This is a genomic window from Enterococcus montenegrensis (assembly GCF_029983095.1).
Taxonomy (GTDB): Bacteria; Bacillota; Bacilli; order Lactobacillales; family Enterococcaceae; genus Enterococcus_C; species Enterococcus_C montenegrensis.
In genome coordinates this window covers 224,181-241,970 of record NZ_CP120467.1, presented here as the reverse complement: position 1 = coordinate 241,970, position 17,790 = coordinate 224,181, and the positions used below count along the sequence as shown (strand labels likewise).

Below are 17,790 nucleotides of genomic sequence, written 5' to 3'. Positions count from 1 at the left end.
TTTTAAATCTGCTTCCGTAATATATTCTGGCTTATCAAGTGGTACTAGTGTTGGCTTGCCTGTTCCAGTTGGGGGAACATCATCGCTAATCAGCTGGGATTGCCTGAACAGAAGCTAACTCGTTCTCCATATTCTCAATAGTAGTTTGTAATTTTTCTTTTTCATTTGTTAAAGTCAACTTTTCTTTTTCTATTATTTCGTTTTTTACTTTCAACGCTTCTATTTCTTTGCTGAGTGCAGTATTCTTTGCTTCTAATTCTGAAACCACTTCGTCATCACCGTCACTCTGAAATCCTAATTCCTCCAATTCAGCCAGCAAATCATCCTTTTTCTTCTTACCAAACATGTTCGTTCCCCCTCTTCCTTTTTATATTCCGTCTGTTTATTTAGTAAAACCAACGACCTAAGCCAGTTTTACCTACACCTAATTTTTTTAGGCCACATTTTTAGTATATAAAAATTCTTGAAACCCATTTCTCAAAATTAATAAAATAAATCAATAAAATAAAAAAAACAGGCCCTCCTTTTTTCAAAAATTCATAGATTTACAAAAAAAAATGATAATTTTATAAAAAGCATCGCTTTAATTCCTGCATTTATTTAAACTCGCAAAATATATCGGGGACTATTGCGCTATAGTCCCCAATCAAATCTTTCCGACAAAGATAAAAAAAAGATTGATTGGAAAAACTATTTTTTGCGTAAACATTACTACACTCAATGTTGCATTTTCTAAAAAAATAAATATGAAATTCGATCAATATTCGCAGTATTTTTCTTTCCGGCACAATTATTCGTCTTTTAAAAAAAATCGTAGTAAACTCATGGTAATTTATCAGCAAGGTTATGCTGATAAAAGAAATAAAGGAGGATATCCATCATGAAAAAAATTGGTTTTTTGAGTTTTGGTCATTGGATGGACCGGGGGTCATTGGTTAAGACCGCTAAAGATGCTTATTTGCAATCGATTGAATTAGCTGTTGAAGCCGAAAAAATCGGCATTGACGGTGCATACTATCGCGTTCATCACTTTGCACCTCAAATTGGTTCACCATTTCCACTTCTTTCAGCAATTGGTGCTAAAACAAGCAAGATTGAAATTGGAACCGGTCTAATTGATATGCGGTATGAAAATCCGTATATGATGGCTGAAAATGCTGGCTTAACAGATATTATTACCCAAGGACGCGTGCAACTTGGCGTGGGCCGTGGTTCACCAGAACAAGTTTTAGATGGTTGGAAATATTTTGGCTATGACTATAGCGAAGATGAAATTAAAGAAATTACGCGGGAACGGACATTAGAATTTCTTGATTTATTAGAGGGCAATTATTTTGCCGAACCAAATCCTCAACCGATGTTCCCACAAGGACCTGGTAAATTGCGGATTGAACCTTATTCAGAAGGTTTGCGTCAACGTATTTGGTGGGGTGCTGGTTCAAAAGAAACTGCGATTTGGGCAGCGAAACACGGAATGAACTTGCAATCTTCTACTTTGGTAAATTATGAAAGTAACGAGCCTTTCCATGTACAACAAGCTAATCAATTACGTGCATTTAAACAAGCTTGGAAAGAAGCTGGTCACGATTTTGAACCACGTACCCTCGTTACTCGCTCAATCCAACCAATTACAACGGACTTGGATCGTCAATTATTCGGCCAAGACGGACAACCGCAACAAGACTCCGTTGGCTATTTGGCTTACCACCGCAATCCAACCATTTTTGGTCGGACATTTGCTGGTGAACCAGACAAATTAGTAAAAGAATTAGCTGAAGACGAAGCAATCAAAGAAGCCGATACTGTCCTAATCACAATTCCAAATACGCTAGGCGTTGAATATAACATGCATATTTTGGAAACAATCATTAAAGATGTGGCCCCAGAATTAGGCTGGCGTTAAGAAAAGATTTAAAACTAGAACGCTCGGAAAGTTTTAAAAACTAGACCACTCGAAAGGTTTTCTTCGTACTTTTATAGTCAGGCCTAGTGGGACCTAGTATTTCTAAAAGCTCATTTAAAAAGCGACGAACCTACAAGCTGTATTTATTGAAGGCAATCTTCATACAGCGGTAGGTTCGTCCCTTTTTTCTATTTTTTAATAATCATTTGAATGGCCTGATCAATTTTTTGTTGCTGAATTGTTGCATTCGTTGTTGGGTTTTCCAAACAATTTTTTAGGTTTTCTGCCACGATAATGCCCATGACGCGGTCAATACTAGAACGGACAGCACTTAATTGGGTAATCACATCCACACATTCTTTTTCATCTTCAATCATCTTTTGAATGCCGCGAATTTGACCTTCCGTGCGCTTTAAACGATTTAATATGTTTTTATCACATGTGGCCATCGGTTATTTCCCCTCTCCATTCCACCATTCCGCCTAAAACATTCGTCACATGATAGCCTTTTTGACTTAAAAAATCGCATGCTAGTCCCGAACGTCTGCCAGAATGACAGATAACATAATAATGGGTGTCTTTGTCTAATTCTTTAAAGCGGCTTTCTAATTGGCTTAACGGAATATTTTGGGCGCCAGGAATATGTCCGGCAACAAATTCATCGTCTTCTCGCACATCCACAAGGGCTACATCTTGCCATAATTTAGCAAATTCATCATTTGTAATTGTTTTATTCATATTCAATCTCCTCTGGTTTGACCATTTTATACAAAGCAAAAGCGCCATCTAAATTTACCACATCAAAGCCATTTTGCTTTAAAATTCGCTCGGCGATATAGCTGCGTAACCCACTGTGACACGTTACAATGTAGGCTTTTTCTTTATCCAGTTGTGCTAAATTATCCCGTAATGTATCTAAAGGAATATTCACAGCTTGTGAAAACTTTCCATTTTTAGTTAATTCTGCTTTATTCCGGACATCTAATAATAGCTTGCCTTTTTTCATTTCCTCAGTAAGTTCATGCCATTGAATATTTTGACTGAAGCCTTCTACGATGTTCAAAGCGCTATAACCCAACATGTTGACTGGATCTTTGGCCGAGCCAAAAGGTGGCGCATAGGTGAACTCTAATTCTGGTAAGTCAAAAATAGTCTGCCCGCCTTTAATTGCCGTCGCCAAAATATCGATGCGTTTGTCGACACCTTTGGCTCCCACACCTTGAGCCCCGTAAATAGCGCCCGTTTTAGGATTAAAAATTAATTTCAAAGTTAATTCAGTCGCATCAGGATAATAGCCGGCATGATCTTTCCCGCTAATATGAATAACCTCATAATCTAATCCTGCTTGTAGGGCGCCTGTTTCACTAAGTCCAGTTGCTGCCGCACTTAAATGAAAGACGCGGACAATTGCGGTTCCAATACTTCCTTTATTTTTGCGAGGCAAACCAAAAATTACATCGGCAACTTGGCGCCCTTGCCGATTAGCCGGTGAGGCCAACGAAATTAACGTATCTGCGTGGGTGATTTGTTGTTTTGTCACAACGGCGTCTCCCACTGCAAAAATTCCCGCTAAATTCGTTTGATAATTTTCATCAACAATAATGCCGCCTTTCATACCTAATTGAATGCCGGCTTCTTTAGCCAGCGTCGTATCTGGTTGAACCCCCACAGATAAAATTGTGATGTCAGTTGTCAAACTACTGCCATCTTCAAGAATAATTTTTTCTCCGGCTTGTTGGAATGCTACTGCTGATTGACCTGTAATCACTTTAACCCCATTTTCCACCAATTCTTTTTGAATAAAACTTGCCATCTCTTGATCGAATGGTGGCAAAACATGTGGTGCCTTTTCCACAATTGTCACTGCTAATCCGGCTTTTTGTAGATTTTCCGCCATCTCCAAACCGATAAAACCCGCACCAATAACCGTTGCCCGTTTTACTTCAGGTGTTAACGCCTGCATAATTTTGTCCAAATCTGGTACATTGCGGAGTGTGAATGTATTTTTTGCCTCCTTTAGTCCTGTAATTGGTGGGATAAAGGGTTTTGCCCCCGGCGATAAAACTAAAACGTCATAATTTTCACGATAGATTTCATTTTGATTTTGAATTGTTACTTCTTTTTTTACGGCATCGACTGCTATTGCTTCATTAAATGGGCGAACATCCAGATTAAAGCGGGCTTTCAGACTTTCGGGCGTTTGCACAAGCAACGCCTCTTTTTCTGTTATTTCACCTGAAACATAATAGGGCAGGCCACAGTTGGCAAAAGACACAAAGGGGCCTTTTTCCAAAATAATAATTTCTGCTGTTTCATCCAAGCGGCGAAGTCTTGTTGCTGCTGACATACCACCAGCAACTCCCCCTACAATAATTACCTTCATTATTTTCCTCCTCTAACTTTACCAGACCACTGATTCATGCCGCCTTTAACATTGATTACGTCATAGCCTTTTTGTTTTAATTGTTTTGCTGCTTGTTTACTACGCATGCCCGACTGGCAGATCACGTAAATTCTTTGGTCTGTTTTTTCTTTGTAGGCCGTAATTTTATTTAGCGGAACATTTTTTGCTTTTGCAATATGCCCCTGCCGGTATTCAGACGGCGTCCGAACATCTAACAATACAATGTTATCGGCTAATTTTGTTGCTAATTCCATTGTTGTAATATTTTTTATCTTTGAAAAAAAAGAAAACATCGCTTCGCTCCTTACATACCCTAATAGGTATATTTAATAGTAGAAAAGGCTCTTTGTCAAACCAAGTGCCAGATTTTCTTAGGAAAATAACACTCCAACGAAATTCCAGTATACCCATAGTAGGTATACTGAAAGTTTACGGACAAAAAAAACTACTGCTAAATCCAGTAGTTTTCTCCTCATTTTTTTAATTTTTGATAGCCAAGCCGATAGCCAAGTATGCGGCATACACACACCAGATAAAATAAGGGGTAAATAAAAATGTCGCCAGCTTTTGAATTGTATAAAAGTAAATGAGGCAAGCCAAAACTACTGCTAATAGCAATAAAACAATGACTACGCCCACCCAAAAATTCGTTGCGCCAAAGAACACAATACTCCAAATAAAGTTTAATAGTAGCTGTAGGAAAAATAAAAATAAGGCGTGATTTTTCACTTTCTTACTTGTCTTCGCCTCTAAAATGAAAAATAGCGCCGTTCCAATTAGGCCATACAAAACTGTCCAAATAATTCCAATAATATTTCCCGGTGGTGAAAACGGCGGTGTGTCCAATTTTGCATAGGTAGCCGCAATGTCCCCCGCTAGCAATCCTGATAAAATCCCAACGGCTTCAACGCCGATTACACACAACAACCACTGTCCAATTCTCTTCATCTTCTCGCTTTCTTGCCTCCTTTTTATAGTCAAAAGCTAACTTTAAAATAGCTACTTTTATTCATCATACGCTTTTTTTCCACGACAAAAAATCAATCTGCTCAAATTTCAAATAAATAATTCGTAATTTTGCCACTTATAAGACGAATCATTCGATTATTTTATCTAAATGGGTTATTCTACCTAAAAATGAAGGACTGTTGCCTAATGACAAACATGAATGAAAAAAAACATGCCAAGCTAAAATAGTCGGTTTAGAAGGTGTCCATGAAGTTATTTTTGTGAAGGAATATCAGAATGTGGCCATCGTGGAATGCTTAGATACAAAAGAATTGGCGGTAGCACGCCTATGCGATTTTGTCGCCCCAAATAAAAATGAAGTGAAAGAAACTCGCCAATAGGCGTGCTGGCTTCAATACTTTAGAATTTTAATCAGCTGATTAAAAAGTAAATTTAGGCGCTTTTATTCCTTATTTCCAGCTAAAAAGTGTTACTCTTAAGAAGAGGTGGTAGCAATGCATTATGCTATTTTTTATAATCCAACTGCAGGACGTGGCGATAATGAAGCAACCGCAAAAAAAATTGCCACAAAATTAAAGAAAGCAGGTCATACATCTGAAGCTTTGACTGCACCCAATCCAGAAGAAGCCGTCAAAAAAATTCGCAACTCGTTAACAGATTACGATGCGCTGATTTCAATTGGTGGTGACGGAACGTTAAACCTAGTAGCCACGGCTTTCTTACAAGCAAACAAAACGATTCCGCTGGGGATTATTCCCGGTGGGACAGTCAATAATTTTGCTACTCGTTGGGAAATCCCTACAGATTTGGATCAGGCAATTTCTTTAATTTTAGCGCAAAAGCTACAACATGTCGGGATCGGTTCTTGCCAAGACGGTCAAAAAGCGATCGTTAGCTCCTTGACTTTCGGTACGTTAGCAGATATCTCCAACCAAGTTCGTCAAAGTGAAAAGCGAAAATTTGGCTTACTGATTTATCCTTTAAAAGGTCTAAAGCAGATTAGTCAAAAAGCTTCTTATCATGTTCACATTCAAGCCGAAAATTTCGATAAAAAAATGAAAGTCTGGATTTTCTTACTCACCACCACGCACTTAGTTGGAGGTATCGATTACGTTGCTTCCAGTCCCCACGCGTTTCATGTTAGTATCTTGCACAATATGCGTCTAGGAAAATTATTTCAGTTGCTATTTTTTGTACTGACTGGTAACTTGCGTCAAAAAGAAAATAATACTTTAACTTATTTGAAACCAAAAAAAATTACTGTCAAATCTTTGGAACAAAAGTCCATTTATAGTCGTATCGACGGCGATAAGGGACCGGCCTTACCTTTAACAATCGAATTTTTAGACGGCTTTTTGCCAATTTACACAGCTGGAAAAAAAGATTAGTCAAAAAAGTTTACGCTAAAAATCAAAACAGGCAAAAACGACCTGCTTTCTTTAATAGAAAGCAGGTCGTTTTTTCACACTATCAACTAAAAATCTAACTTATTCAATATGCATATAAATATTTTTGGTTTGAGAGTAGGCATCGAGAATTGTTTTATAGGTTTCTCGTCCAATCCCCGATTTTTTATAACCGCCAAAAGGAGTACCTGCCGGCAGTTCTCCATAGGTATTGACCCACATCGTACCTGTGCGAACAGCTCGCGCTACACGGAAAGCTTTGTTGATGTTTTCAGTAAAGACGCCCCCAGCTAATCCGTAATCTGAATCATTCGCAATCGCAATGGCTTCTTTTTCCGTTTCAAATTTAATCACTACAATTACCGGACCAAAAATTTCTTCTTGGGCGACGCGCATATCATTTGTAACATCGGCTAAAATTGTTGGTTTAACAAATGCCCCCTGAGACAAAGGACCATCCGTATAACGATCTCCACCTGTGACGACGCGAGCCCCTTCTTTTTGGCCAATGTCAATATAATCTAAAATCGTTTCGACTTGTCCTTCATTAATTTGTGATCCCATCACCGTATCTTCTTGCCAAGGCAAGCCCACTTTTACTGCTTCAAAGCTTTCTGCTAACTTAGCGATGAAATCATCGTAAATATCGGCTTGTACTAATAAACGGCTCCCAGCAGAACAAACTTGGCCTTGATTGGTTAAAATACCTTTTTTAGCAAACTCTAAAGCCCTTTTTTGATTCGCATCACTGAAAATGATATGGGCTGATTTTCCACCTAATTCAAGCGTAGCTGGAATTAAATTTTTAGCAGCTCCTTTTGCGACCTGATAGCCTACTTCAGTCGAACCCGTAAAAGCAATTTTGGCAAAACCAGGATGAGTCAACATATAATTCCCTGACTCTGAACCTTTGCCTGTAATCACATTTAATACCCCTTTTGGCAACAGTGGCCCTATTAATTTTGTTGCTTCTAATAAGCTAAGGGGTGTCGACGACGAAGGATGAATGACAATTGTATTTCCTGCAGCCAATGCCGGCGCAATTTTCCACGCTGCCATTAATAAAGGGAAATTCCAAGGCACGATTTGTCCGACAACGCCAATTGGTTCTTTTAAAACCATCGTCAGTGTATGCTCATCTAGCTCTTTGATCGTACCTTCTTCTGAACGAACAAGTGCGGCAAAATAACGGAAATGATCGACAACCAACGGAATATCCGCATTTTTAGTTTCCCGCAATGGTTTCCCGTTATCGTAAGTTTCAATCCACGCCAATTTTTCTGCATTTGCTTCCAAGACGTCTGCAATTTCTAGCAAAATTTTACTACGTTCTTCAACACTGGTCACACTCCAAGTAGCAAATGCTGCTGTTGCAGCTTTTACCGCATTATCCACATCTTCTTCTTCTGCGCTAATAAAAGTTGCTAAAGTAGTACCATCACTGGGGTTTTTAGAAGTTAACGTTTCTCCTTTAACACCTTGGGTCCAATTTCCATCAATGTACAACAAATACTTGTCATCCAGTAATTCTGCAGGTTTTTTCACCGAATCTCCTCCTATTTAACTTGTTTTACTTAAGGTCAGGTAAATCGTAACACTTTACATTTACCTCGCTAATTTCAGTATAAAGAATAAAGGAAACACACTTCAAACAATATGTATCCGCTTTCTTTTTTTAGTTGAAATAACTTTTATCTAAAACTTGCCCTACCCGAATTTCAGCAGTACTTTTTTATTTTTTAAGATTTTATTAAGGCGGCTTTGCGCTTTTTTCACCATTTTGGTTTTTCCCATATTTCTTTTGTGATTTTTTTCCTTATGTTACGATAAATATATAGCGTTTTCAAAAGGAGGGACAAGCATGAAAATAAAGCAATTTTCTGGTGGTTTCTTTTTTGACGCCAGTACGAATAAATTAAAAGAATTATTTCAAGTAAAGCAAAACAACGTCGCCTACTTTGAGCCTGAAAAAGTCGTTATCCCCTTTGATCAACATATCGGATCTCCCAATAAATTAATCAAAAAGGTCGGCGACTTTGTCACAAAAGGAGAGATTATCGCCAAAAGTTCTGCCGATATTAGTGGTCATGTCCATACTTCTGTTACTGGAAAAGTCATCGCTGTTTGCGAAGTACCTGCACTTGGTGGCAAAACACAAACAGCCGTAGTAATCAAACGAGATCCGTCTAAAAATACTGCCGAAAGTTTAATTTCTCCTGATTTTTCTTTTGAAAAAGCGGTCCGGGCAGCCGGTATTGTCGGTCTTGGTGGGGCAACATTTCCAACTCACGTCAAATTAAATCCCGCTAGTCATATCGATGTCCAAACGATCATTTTGAATGGCGCTGAATGTGAACCGTTTATCGCGTCTGACGATTTTTTAATGCAAAAAGAAAGCCGAAAAATTTTGCGCGGCGGTGAAATTGCCAGAGAAATTTTAGGTGCTAAAACGATTTTAGTCGGCATCGAAAAAGATAAACCAAAAGCTATTACAGCGATGAAAAAAGCTGCTGTAAAAATCCCCAATTGCCACGTCATCCCGCTGCCAGTGAAATATCCTCAAGGCGGTGAGGGACAGCTCTTGGAAACTTTAATCGCTGCTGAGTCTCCTCTTGATGGTCGTTCGGTTGAAACGGGTGCCTTTACGATTAACGTGGCCACGGCTTTTGCGATTTCAGAAAGTGTCGATGAAAGAAAAGCCTTGACCCATCGTTACGTTACTATTTGCGGCGATGTTAAAATGCCACAAGTAATTTGTTTCCCACTTGGTACACAAGTGAAAGACTTAATTGACTATTGTGGCGGTTTTATCGGAACACCTTCTCGCGTTATTCACGGTGGACCCATGATGGGAAAAAGCGTCACAGATTTAGCGCTCCCTTTAACAAAAGGTAGTAACGGCATCATTGTTTTTAACGAAGCTCACGATGGTAAATACCCTGAATCCCCGTGCATTCGTTGCAATCGTTGCGTAGAGGTTTGTCCTGTTCACTTAGAACCGCAAAATATTGATCTAGCTTATCGAAGTGGCGATTTATTTACCTGTGATCAATTATTGGCCACAGCTTGTATTAACTGTGGTTGTTGTACGTATGTTTGTCCGGCTAGACGCAATTTAGCAGCCAATATTACGCAGGCTAGTGGTGAAATTAAGCAAGAAAAGGAGGCGCTAGCAGATGCCAACAAATAAAATTTCGTTAAAGATGGCCGACTCCCCTCATTTACACGGAGATACCACCACCAGAGAAATTATGAAATGGGTCTTAATTACTTTACTGCCAATTGTGCTTACTGCTGGTTATTTCTTTGGTTGGCGCATTTATCTGTTGTTTTTAATCGCAATTGTTACGGCCCAATTGTGTGAGATCATCTGGTTTAAATTTTTGAAAAAAGATTTAACTTGGGATTTGAGCGCTATTGTGACAGCTGTATTAATGACCATGAACTTGCCCCCTTCTGCCCCTTGGTATTTCCCTGTGATTGGCGCTGTTTTTGCCATTATTGTTGTAAAAGAGTTTTTTGGTGGCTTAGGCTATAATTTTTTAAATCCTGCATTGGGCGGTCGTGCACTATTAGTCGGCTTATTTTTCCAAGATATGTTTAAAATCAGCTGGCCCAACCCACCATTTGCCAATTTCTCTCCAGATGTTCTTACCAAAGCGACACCACTAGCACAGATGAAAACAGAAACATTAAGTCCAGCCCAATTGTGGCAAAATTTCTTAGGGGTGACTGGCGGAAGAATTGGCGAAACCAGTAGTCTGCTGATTTTAGTGGCGGGCTTGGTTTTATGGCGTAAAAAAATTATTCAACTCCACATTCCCCTCATTATTTTAATCACTGTTGCTATCGGCGCTTGGCTTTTTGCTGGCGACGGTAGTTTGGCACCGTGGCAAACAGTGACCGGGCACCTGTTTGGCGGCGGATTATTATTAGGTGCCATTTTTATGGCTACCGATTACGCTTCTAGTCCTGCTTTAAAATTTGGCGAATGCCTCTATGCTTTTGGCATTGGTTGTTTGATTATTGTCTTTCGTTTTTGGGGTGCGACAAGCGAAGGAGTCAGCTATGCAATTTTAACTATGAATTGTGCTACACCACTTATTGACCGCTTATTGCGTCGCCGAGTTTTAGGCGAACAAACTGGAATGCCTTTTGGGTTAAAATTAAGAAGATAGGAGGCAAAAGCAATGACTTTACCTTTGCGTTTAACCTGTTTTTTCGTTATTTTAGTACTTCAACTTGTCGTTAATCAAACCCCAGCAAAAGTCGGTAAAAAAGAAACTACTCCGTTTTTAAAACAAATTCAACTCACCTGTTTAATTGTAATTGCTGCTTTGGGCGGCGCTAGTTTATTTTGGCTCTACTACCACTTAGTCGGAATAAATGGCAGTAATGAAGTAGTGATGCTCCCGTTTTTAGTCGGTTTGATGAGCTTTTTAATAAGTGGTGTTATCCTCATGTTTACAAAGAAAAAATTAGGTACTACGTTACAATCTTGTCTTGTGATTTTACCGCTGATTTTAAATTTGGCGCTCGTACCTGTAGATCAAATAGACCGCTCTTCTGATTTTTGGTACACCTACTTACTTAGCTTATTGTTCTTTTTAGTTGTCAGTATGTTTTCTGCGGGTATTTTAGAGCGGCTTAAAATTGCACCCATTCCACGACTTTTACAAGGTGTGCCGATTCAGTTTACCGTTTTAATGCTGATCTTTTTGAGTCTTTCCTTTTTCAAAGGCGTTTTCTTTGGTGAATTGTTTTAATCGTTTCACTGCAGGTAGACTACCAAATATAAGAAAAGCCGCACGAACTCCCTACGGCATTAAGCTCTAATTTAAAAAAATTTGAGGTGCAATTTATTAAAATGAGCCCTTACCACTTGGGAGTTGTGCGACTCTGTAAAACTTTTCTACTTATAAACAAGGCCGCCGATGATGCCGGCAGCGATCATTAGTACGATGGGGTTGATTTTAGTTTTTCGCATAATAAAAAGTGAAATTGCCATTAAGATTAAGGCAATCCAATCCAATTTGGCCCAATTAAAACGCGCCAAATCACTATTATTAAAAAGTGTTAGCAATAAAATCGTTAACCCCGCTGACATGATTAATCCAACCGAAGCTGCCTTTAAACCAGCAAGTAAGCTTTGAACAGGTTTTGATTTTCGCTTTTTTTGAAAAAAGGCTGCCAAGGCTAAGGAAATAACCACTCCGCCGGCAATACAGCCGACCGTGGCCACGACAGCCCCTGGGATACCAAAGAGCTGCATGCCCACAAATGTTGAAGTATTCACAGCCAAAGGTCCTGGCGTCATTTGCGAGATCGTAATAATATCGGTAAAAACTTTTTCTGACAGCCAATGAAGTTCAGTCACAATTTGTTCTTGGATTAACGGAATAATCGCATAACCACCACCGATGCTTAAAAAGCCAATGGTTAAAAAGCGCCAAAAAAGTTCCAACATTTAAAACTCCCCCTTTTTGTAGACTGTTGCGAAACACAAGACCGCCGTAATGCCTAAAATCACTAAGACATTGACTTGAAAAAAGGCATTGGCGATAAAACTAAAAGGAATTAATATGGTTAGTAGTAGCTGTTTTTCCTGCACAATTAACTGCACCATATCAATGAGCAAATCCACGATCATCGCGGCCACACAAGCTTGCATTCCCCGCAAGACGGCCATTACCATTAGATTTTGACTGAAGGCAACATAAAAACTGGAAATCACTGCGAGAATCACAATAGGAGGAATAATGCCACAAACAGCACTTAAAATCGCTCCTGCATAGCCGCCTGCTTTTTTTCCTGCTAACACACTTAAATTAATCGCAATTGCACCTGGTGAAGATTGAGCAATCGCCGCCATTTCCATCAAGTCGTCTTGGGAAAAATATTTTTTTTCATCTACATAAAATTTACGAATCATGGGTACCACAACATAACCGCCACCAAAGGTAAAGGCGCTAATGTATAAATTAACGCGGCAGATCCATGCGTAAAATTTCAACTTCTCCATTTTTTCACCTCATAAAATTTCAGTCATTTTTACCTATCATTATTTAAGTATAGGGTTTGTTTTCACATGTGTGAAATGCTATTATTTGCATAATAACATGAGTAAAATTCATGCAAAATGAGGTGAATTTGATGCAATATCGTCAATGTTTAATTTTTTATACTGTGGCAAAAGAAAAAAGTTTTACCCGGGCGGCTACAAAACTTTTTATGACCCAATCTGCCATTTCCCATACCATGAAAGATTTAGAGGCAGAAGCAGGCATCCCTTTATTTGAACGCCTCCATCGTAAAATCGAACTGACCGCGGCCGGTAATACGCTACTGACTGCTGTTACGCCGTTGGTCGAAAAATTTCAGCAAGTCGAAATACAACTACAAAATTTGGAACAAAGCGCACCTTTGCGGCTGGCTTCCTGCATTACATATGGTGAAATCACCTTGCCTGAAGTATTGCAGCAGTTCAAAAAACAACTACCGCAGCAAAAAATCACTGTGCATATTTCTCCTGCTGATGATTGCTTTAAGAAATTAGCGGCAGGAAAAGTCGATTTAGCCATTTTAGAAGGGTGGGTTCCCAGTGAAAAGTATCAGCAAAAAGTAATTGCGAACTACCCCCTCGTTTTTGTGGCGGCACCAAATTTTTTACCCACGGCAACTGGCAAGCTGACTTTGCCGGAACTTTTAAATCAGCCCTTGCTGCTAAGAGAGCGCGGCTCAGCTGTAAGAGAAACCTTCGAAGCCTTCCTAACGCTAAAAGGACTACGGTGCTATCCTCTGTGGGAAAGTACTGACTCGGCTAGCTTAATTGCCGCCAGCAAGAAGAAAATGGGCATTAGCTTATTGCCATACTCTTTAGTGGCTAACCAACTAGAAAAAAAGGAACTGGTAGAAATCTCCGTCTCTAAAATAAAACTCCATAATGAAATTACGGCGTTACGCCCTGCTAGTGATAATTATCTGCCTGCGTTAGAAAAATTGTGGGAGTTATTGTGAGGATGAGCATAAAAATAAACGAGAGAATCTAGTCTGATTCTCTCGCTTATTTATTTAATAGAATGACTTTTAGAAGTAATATTGTGTTTATCATGACGGTTGCGTTTTGTCATCATCTCATCTACTTCTTCATAATTTCTTTCATACTCTTCTTCACCACTCATCAAAATTGTTGTAATGATGTCCAGTAAATAGATAATAGCAAATTGCGTGTTCACGAATTTCTTCTCATCAGCAAAATTACTGCTAAAAACGACGAGTGAAATATCACTGATTTCAGAAATATAACTATCTGCAAAAGAAGTAATGGAAATAATTCCAGCACCTTGTTCTTTACAAATATCTAAAGTCTCTACAATTTCATCTGTAGCGCCTGATGAAGAAATTGCAATAACTAGATCATCTTCCGTCAATGATCGACTCCCAATTAACATTAAATGAGTATTTGTTAAACAACGAGCGGTCATTCCCATTTTTAAAAACCGTAGATTCAATTCCTCTGCAGTAAAACCGGAACTCCCTAATCCATAAATATAAATTCGCTTTGCTGTTTTAATTTTCTTAATTGCTTCATAAATCAATTTTTTATCAAGACTTTTGTTAGTTCGATCGATAATTTTATTATAGTAATAATAAATCTGATCAAAATAGTCATCTTGTTTCACTTCAAATTGATTGGAAATGGAGTTGATTTTCATTTTCATATCGACATAAGAAACTGCCCCCATTTTACGACAAAAACGTGTAATTGTTGAAGTTGAGGCACCAGTTACTTGGGAAAGACTCGTAATATTCATATTTTGTAGACTACTATCATTTTGTAAAACATAATTGGCAATAGCCTTTTCTTTATCGGATAATTCATTATATTTTTGTTGAATCGTTTGTAAGATATCCATGCTACCGGCCCCCTTTTCTAGTTGTCAGTAAACCATCTAGTTAATTTGTCTTGCTAAAAAGTGATACAATGCGCCTACCATTCCGGCTTTATTCCCTAGTTTAGCAAAATACAACAGACTTTCCCCAAAAATTGGCGAAATTAACTGTTCAGTAATTTTCGCTTCTAGACGCGGTTGGATAAAGTCTATCTGTTCCATAATTCCTCCGCCTAAAATAATCTGTTCGGGATTAAGCAGATACATGATGGTACTAATACCTTTCGCCAAATCCTCTAACCAATCATCTAAAACTTGCAAGATTTGTTCATTTCCTGATTTTGCTAACGCCATAATTTGATGTCCATTCAATTCTTCTGTTAGAACTTGTTGCGCTCGCTTAGTTAAAGCATTTGTTGAGGCTAAATCTTGAAATTTATGGCCATCCACATTTAAATAGCCAACTTCTCCGGCACAAAAACTCGTTCCTCGCACAAGCTCACCATTTTGATAAACAGCACCGCCTACACCAGTTCCGACTGCTAAGCAAACAATGTTTTTTTGTTCCAATAATTGTCCTTGCCACGCCTCAGCTAACAAGACACAATTAACATCGTTTTCAACTTCACAAGGTAAATTAAATTTATCTTTAATTGCCCTTTTGAAGTTTGTTCCTTGAAAATTTGGAATAGTATAACCAGCATATGCCACTTCGCCTTTATCAGGATCAATCACACCAGAACTGGAAATTGCCACACCGGCTATGCTATATTCTACTGATATACGTTCTGTTAAGTCAAGAACGGTGTCCAAAATCATATTTTTTGATTCAGTATTTTGACAAGGCGTTGCTTTATTTAAGAAAATTGCCTCTCCTTTTTCATTATAGACACCGCTTTTAATACTCGTACCTCCGATATCGATACAGAAATAATTTGTCATTTAGAAAATTCCTTTCATAAAAAAGTAATATAAGCCGGTAAGTCAGTAGACTTACCGGCTTATAAATTATTTATTTTCCAGTGCTTTTGATCGCCGTAAACCGCGATCAATAACTTTATTGCCTGTTTTCACAAAATTATCTAGAGCAACCTGTGGTGTTTTGTCACCAGTCATTACTGCTTGCAATTCTGGATATAAAGCATTGCGGATTTCAGCATAGCCTGGACTATTATTAGAAAAATTCACTACATACTTATCGTTTGCTAAGTATGCATCTAGATAAGGTAAATCCTTTTTATGTTCATCCGCGACACTATTACGGACTGGCAAGAAATTGGTACTTGCTTCTACCAATTCTTTATTTTCTGAATAGAACTTAACAAAATCCTGTGCCAATTCCTTTCGTTTTTCTCCATTTGTATTAAAGACACCTGAACCAAGTACGTAGGTAAATGAAACCGGCGTACTCTTTCCTGGCACATTGGCCAGTCTAGTATCAAACCTTTCTACCGTACTATCCTTCATCGCACCTAACATCCCATTAAATAACATTGCGTTAGTAAAACTGACGGCCACTTGCTGATTTTGGAACATCGCATTTACATCATTACTTACTAGAGACTCTGGGCCAGCCGCAATTAATTTTTCTTCTTTTAGTTTCTCTAAAAAGCTTAGCGCTTTTACACCGGACTCCTCATTTACAACCAGCTCACCTTTTTCATCAAAGAATTGATTGCCAAACATTCGTAGATACATCATATTCCATGTATCTCCTTGATTATTCTTACAAAAGAATCCCAATGGGGCAACTTTACTATTGATTTCTTTCAATTTTGTCAAAATTTGATAGAACTCATCGGTTGTCCATGTTGCAATTTCATGTTCACCACCAATATACTTTTCTAAACCAGCAGCTTTAAACATGTCTGCATTATAAGCTAATGTGCCAGGATTTTGAGCAAACGGATAAAAATATGTTTTCCCGTCAATTTGAACATTATTCCAAATCGCATCAGAAATATCAGCTTCATTATTTTTATCAATTACAGCGTTAAAAGGTTCCAATAGACCTTGATGTGCAAAAGTGGATAACACAAAGGTAGAGTCAAAAAAGACATCTGGCAACGTATTTGTTTGCGTAGCCACACTCATTTTGCTATCCCGATCATCCCCAGGTACTACTTGGACGTTGATTTTGACATTAGGATGTGACTTTTCATACATCTTGGCAGCTGTCTTCAAGAAACTATCGTAATCCGCATTTTTTTCATCTGCGCTATAAGTACCTTTCCACTGCGGTGTTAACCACACATCAATTTCATTTTGCGCTTTGGCATTAGCGGAACTACAACCAGCCATACTAAAAAGAGCGATTCCTGCTATCAAGCTTAAAAACATTTTTTTCATGATAATAATCTTCTCCGTCACAAGCACTGTTACTCTTTAACCGCGCCTGCAGTGGCTCCTTTCGTAAAGTATCGTTGAAATAAGATAAAGATAATAAGCATTGGTAAAGCTGCTACTGCAGCCCCTGCTACTCGAAGTCCAATATTAGGGTTAATATCTTGCTGTAAACTGGCTACACCAATCGTTAGCGTTTTCATTTCTTTGCTGCGAGCCATCAGTAATTGCCATAAATAGTCATTCCATGCCGTAACAAAATTCAAAATAAAAAGTGCACCAATTCCCGGTTTTACAATGGGGAGCATAAGTTTACTGAAAATTGTCCATTCGTTAGCCCCATCTAATTTAGCAGATTCTCGTAAAGATTCCGGGATATCTTTAAAAAAGGAATATAACATAAACGTACCAAAACCAGTCGCTAAGTTGGGCACGATCATCGACTGATAGGTATCAATCCAGTTTAAGCCAATAATCACATCAAACAATGGAACAATAAATGTTTCTTTAGGCACCATGATTGAAGCAATTACCATAATAAAAAGTACTGTCCGACCTTTAAAATGTAATTTTGCAAAACCATAAGCTGCTAAAGCAGAAATTAATACACTGAATAAACTTGTTAGAAATGAGACAATAAAACTATTCCAAATCCATTGAAAAGCCGGTTGACCTTGAAATAATTCGGTTAAGTTGCCGGTAAACCACTTTTTAGGTAATATGTCCGGTGGCATTTTATATATTTCTGGCGAAGTTTTAAAGGTATTGGTTAACAACCAAAAAAGTGGCAGCAAGAAGCATAGCGCTAGGAAAAAAACGATAATATTGGTAATTAGATCAAATTTTTCCATTCGTTTTAATTTGGCTAACACG

General features: G+C 38.4%; 19 protein-coding genes. 6 read left to right on the top strand and 13 right to left on the bottom strand.

What is annotated here, in order from left to right:
- Positions 1–85 precede the first annotated feature (85 nt).
- Entirely contained in the window at positions 86–346 is a 261-nt protein-coding gene (locus P3T75_RS01085) for a hypothetical protein (RefSeq protein WP_282461999.1), read from the bottom strand.
- 534 nt (positions 347–880) lie between these two features.
- Between P3T75_RS01085 and P3T75_RS01080 the strand changes: the two genes are divergently transcribed.
- Positions 881–1,903, top strand: a complete 1,023-nt coding sequence (locus P3T75_RS01080; protein WP_206903313.1) for an LLM class flavin-dependent oxidoreductase — start codon at positions 881–883, stop codon at positions 1,901–1,903.
- Positions 1,904–2,091: 188 nt separating this feature from the next.
- Here P3T75_RS01080 and P3T75_RS01075 read toward each other — a convergent pair whose 3' ends face one another.
- From P3T75_RS01075 to P3T75_RS01055, 5 genes are all read right to left on the bottom strand, one after another.
- Positions 2,092–2,352: a metal-sensitive transcriptional regulator gene (locus tag P3T75_RS01075; RefSeq protein ID WP_206903312.1), complete on the bottom strand. Its 261-nt coding sequence runs from the start codon at positions 2,350–2,352 to the stop codon at positions 2,092–2,094.
- Entirely contained in the window at positions 2,339–2,641 is a 303-nt protein-coding gene (locus tag P3T75_RS01070; RefSeq protein ID WP_282461998.1) for a rhodanese-like domain-containing protein, read from the bottom strand. Before P3T75_RS01070 ends, P3T75_RS01075 begins: the two co-directional genes overlap by 14 nt.
- The gene (locus tag P3T75_RS01065; RefSeq protein ID WP_282461997.1) at positions 2,634–4,286 is read right to left on the bottom strand and encodes an FAD-dependent oxidoreductase; all 1,653 of its coding nucleotides are present in this window, start codon (positions 4,284–4,286) and stop codon (positions 2,634–2,636) included. Before P3T75_RS01065 ends, P3T75_RS01070 begins: the two co-directional genes overlap by 8 nt.
- Positions 4,286–4,600 carry a rhodanese-like domain-containing protein gene (locus tag P3T75_RS01060; protein WP_282461996.1) on the bottom strand — a complete coding sequence of 105 codons (315 nt, stop codon included), beginning with the start codon at positions 4,598–4,600 and terminating at the stop codon, positions 4,286–4,288. Before P3T75_RS01060 ends, P3T75_RS01065 begins: the two co-directional genes overlap by 1 nt.
- A 187-nt stretch (positions 4,601–4,787) precedes the next feature.
- Positions 4,788–5,255: a TspO/MBR family protein gene (locus P3T75_RS01055; RefSeq protein WP_282461995.1), complete on the bottom strand. Its 468-nt coding sequence runs from the start codon at positions 5,253–5,255 to the stop codon at positions 4,788–4,790.
- Positions 5,256–5,770: 515 nt separating this feature from the next.
- Here P3T75_RS01055 and P3T75_RS01050 point away from each other — a divergent pair.
- The gene (locus tag P3T75_RS01050) at positions 5,771–6,664 is read left to right on the top strand and encodes a diacylglycerol/lipid kinase family protein (protein ID WP_282461994.1); all 894 of its coding nucleotides are present in this window, start codon (positions 5,771–5,773) and stop codon (positions 6,662–6,664) included.
- Positions 6,665–6,763: 99 nt separating this feature from the next.
- On the opposite strand, the gene P3T75_RS01045 is transcribed toward P3T75_RS01050, so the two are convergent.
- The gene (locus P3T75_RS01045; RefSeq protein ID WP_282461993.1) at positions 6,764–8,227 is read right to left on the bottom strand and encodes an aldehyde dehydrogenase family protein; all 1,464 of its coding nucleotides are present in this window, start codon (positions 8,225–8,227) and stop codon (positions 6,764–6,766) included.
- Positions 8,228–8,543: 316 nt separating this feature from the next.
- Here P3T75_RS01045 and rsxC point away from each other — a divergent pair, with 316 nt between their 5' ends.
- The 3 genes from rsxC to P3T75_RS01030 are packed head-to-tail and all read left to right on the top strand — an operon-like array spanning position 8,544 to position 11,448.
- Complete coding sequence (gene rsxC / locus P3T75_RS01040) at positions 8,544–9,872, top strand: electron transport complex subunit RsxC (protein ID WP_282461992.1); 1,329 nt, start codon at positions 8,544–8,546, stop codon at positions 9,870–9,872.
- Positions 9,859–10,860, top strand: coding sequence for an RnfABCDGE type electron transport complex subunit D (locus tag P3T75_RS01035; protein ID WP_282461991.1), 1,002 nt, complete (start codon positions 9,859–9,861; stop codon positions 10,858–10,860). Before rsxC ends, P3T75_RS01035 begins: the two co-directional genes overlap by 14 nt.
- Positions 10,861–10,872: 12 nt before the next feature.
- Complete coding sequence (locus tag P3T75_RS01030) at positions 10,873–11,448, top strand: hypothetical protein (protein WP_282461990.1); 576 nt, start codon at positions 10,873–10,875, stop codon at positions 11,446–11,448.
- Positions 11,449–11,594: 146 nt separating this feature from the next.
- Here the strand turns inward: P3T75_RS01030 and P3T75_RS01025 are convergent, their stop codons facing one another.
- Entirely contained in the window at positions 11,595–12,149 is a 555-nt protein-coding gene (locus P3T75_RS01025; RefSeq protein ID WP_230711104.1) for a chromate transporter, read from the bottom strand.
- Positions 12,150–12,704, bottom strand: coding sequence for a chromate transporter (locus tag P3T75_RS01020; RefSeq protein WP_206903300.1), 555 nt, complete (start codon positions 12,702–12,704; stop codon positions 12,150–12,152).
- 164 nt (positions 12,705–12,868) lie between these two features.
- On the opposite strand from P3T75_RS01020, the gene P3T75_RS01015 reads away from it, so the two are divergent.
- On the top strand, positions 12,869–13,699 hold the full coding sequence (locus P3T75_RS01015; protein WP_282461989.1) for a LysR family transcriptional regulator: 831 nt from the start codon (positions 12,869–12,871) through the stop codon (positions 13,697–13,699).
- 50 nt (positions 13,700–13,749) lie between these two features.
- On the opposite strand, the gene P3T75_RS01010 is transcribed toward P3T75_RS01015, so the two are convergent.
- From P3T75_RS01010 to P3T75_RS00995, 4 genes are all read right to left on the bottom strand, one after another.
- Positions 13,750–14,598 carry a MurR/RpiR family transcriptional regulator gene (locus P3T75_RS01010; RefSeq protein WP_230711106.1) on the bottom strand — a complete coding sequence of 283 codons (849 nt, stop codon included), beginning with the start codon at positions 14,596–14,598 and terminating at the stop codon, positions 13,750–13,752.
- A gap of 36 nt (positions 14,599–14,634) precedes the next feature.
- Entirely contained in the window at positions 14,635–15,516 is an 882-nt protein-coding gene (locus P3T75_RS01005; RefSeq protein ID WP_230711107.1) for an ROK family protein, read from the bottom strand.
- Positions 15,517–15,582: 66 nt separating this feature from the next.
- Positions 15,583–16,923 carry an ABC transporter substrate-binding protein gene (locus tag P3T75_RS01000; RefSeq protein WP_282461988.1) on the bottom strand — a complete coding sequence of 447 codons (1,341 nt, stop codon included), beginning with the start codon at positions 16,921–16,923 and terminating at the stop codon, positions 15,583–15,585.
- Between the two features lie 29 nt (positions 16,924–16,952).
- A complete protein-coding gene (locus P3T75_RS00995) occupies positions 16,953–17,789 on the bottom strand; it encodes a carbohydrate ABC transporter permease (protein WP_230711109.1) in 837 nt (278 codons plus the stop codon).
- Position 17,790 lies beyond the last annotated feature (1 nt).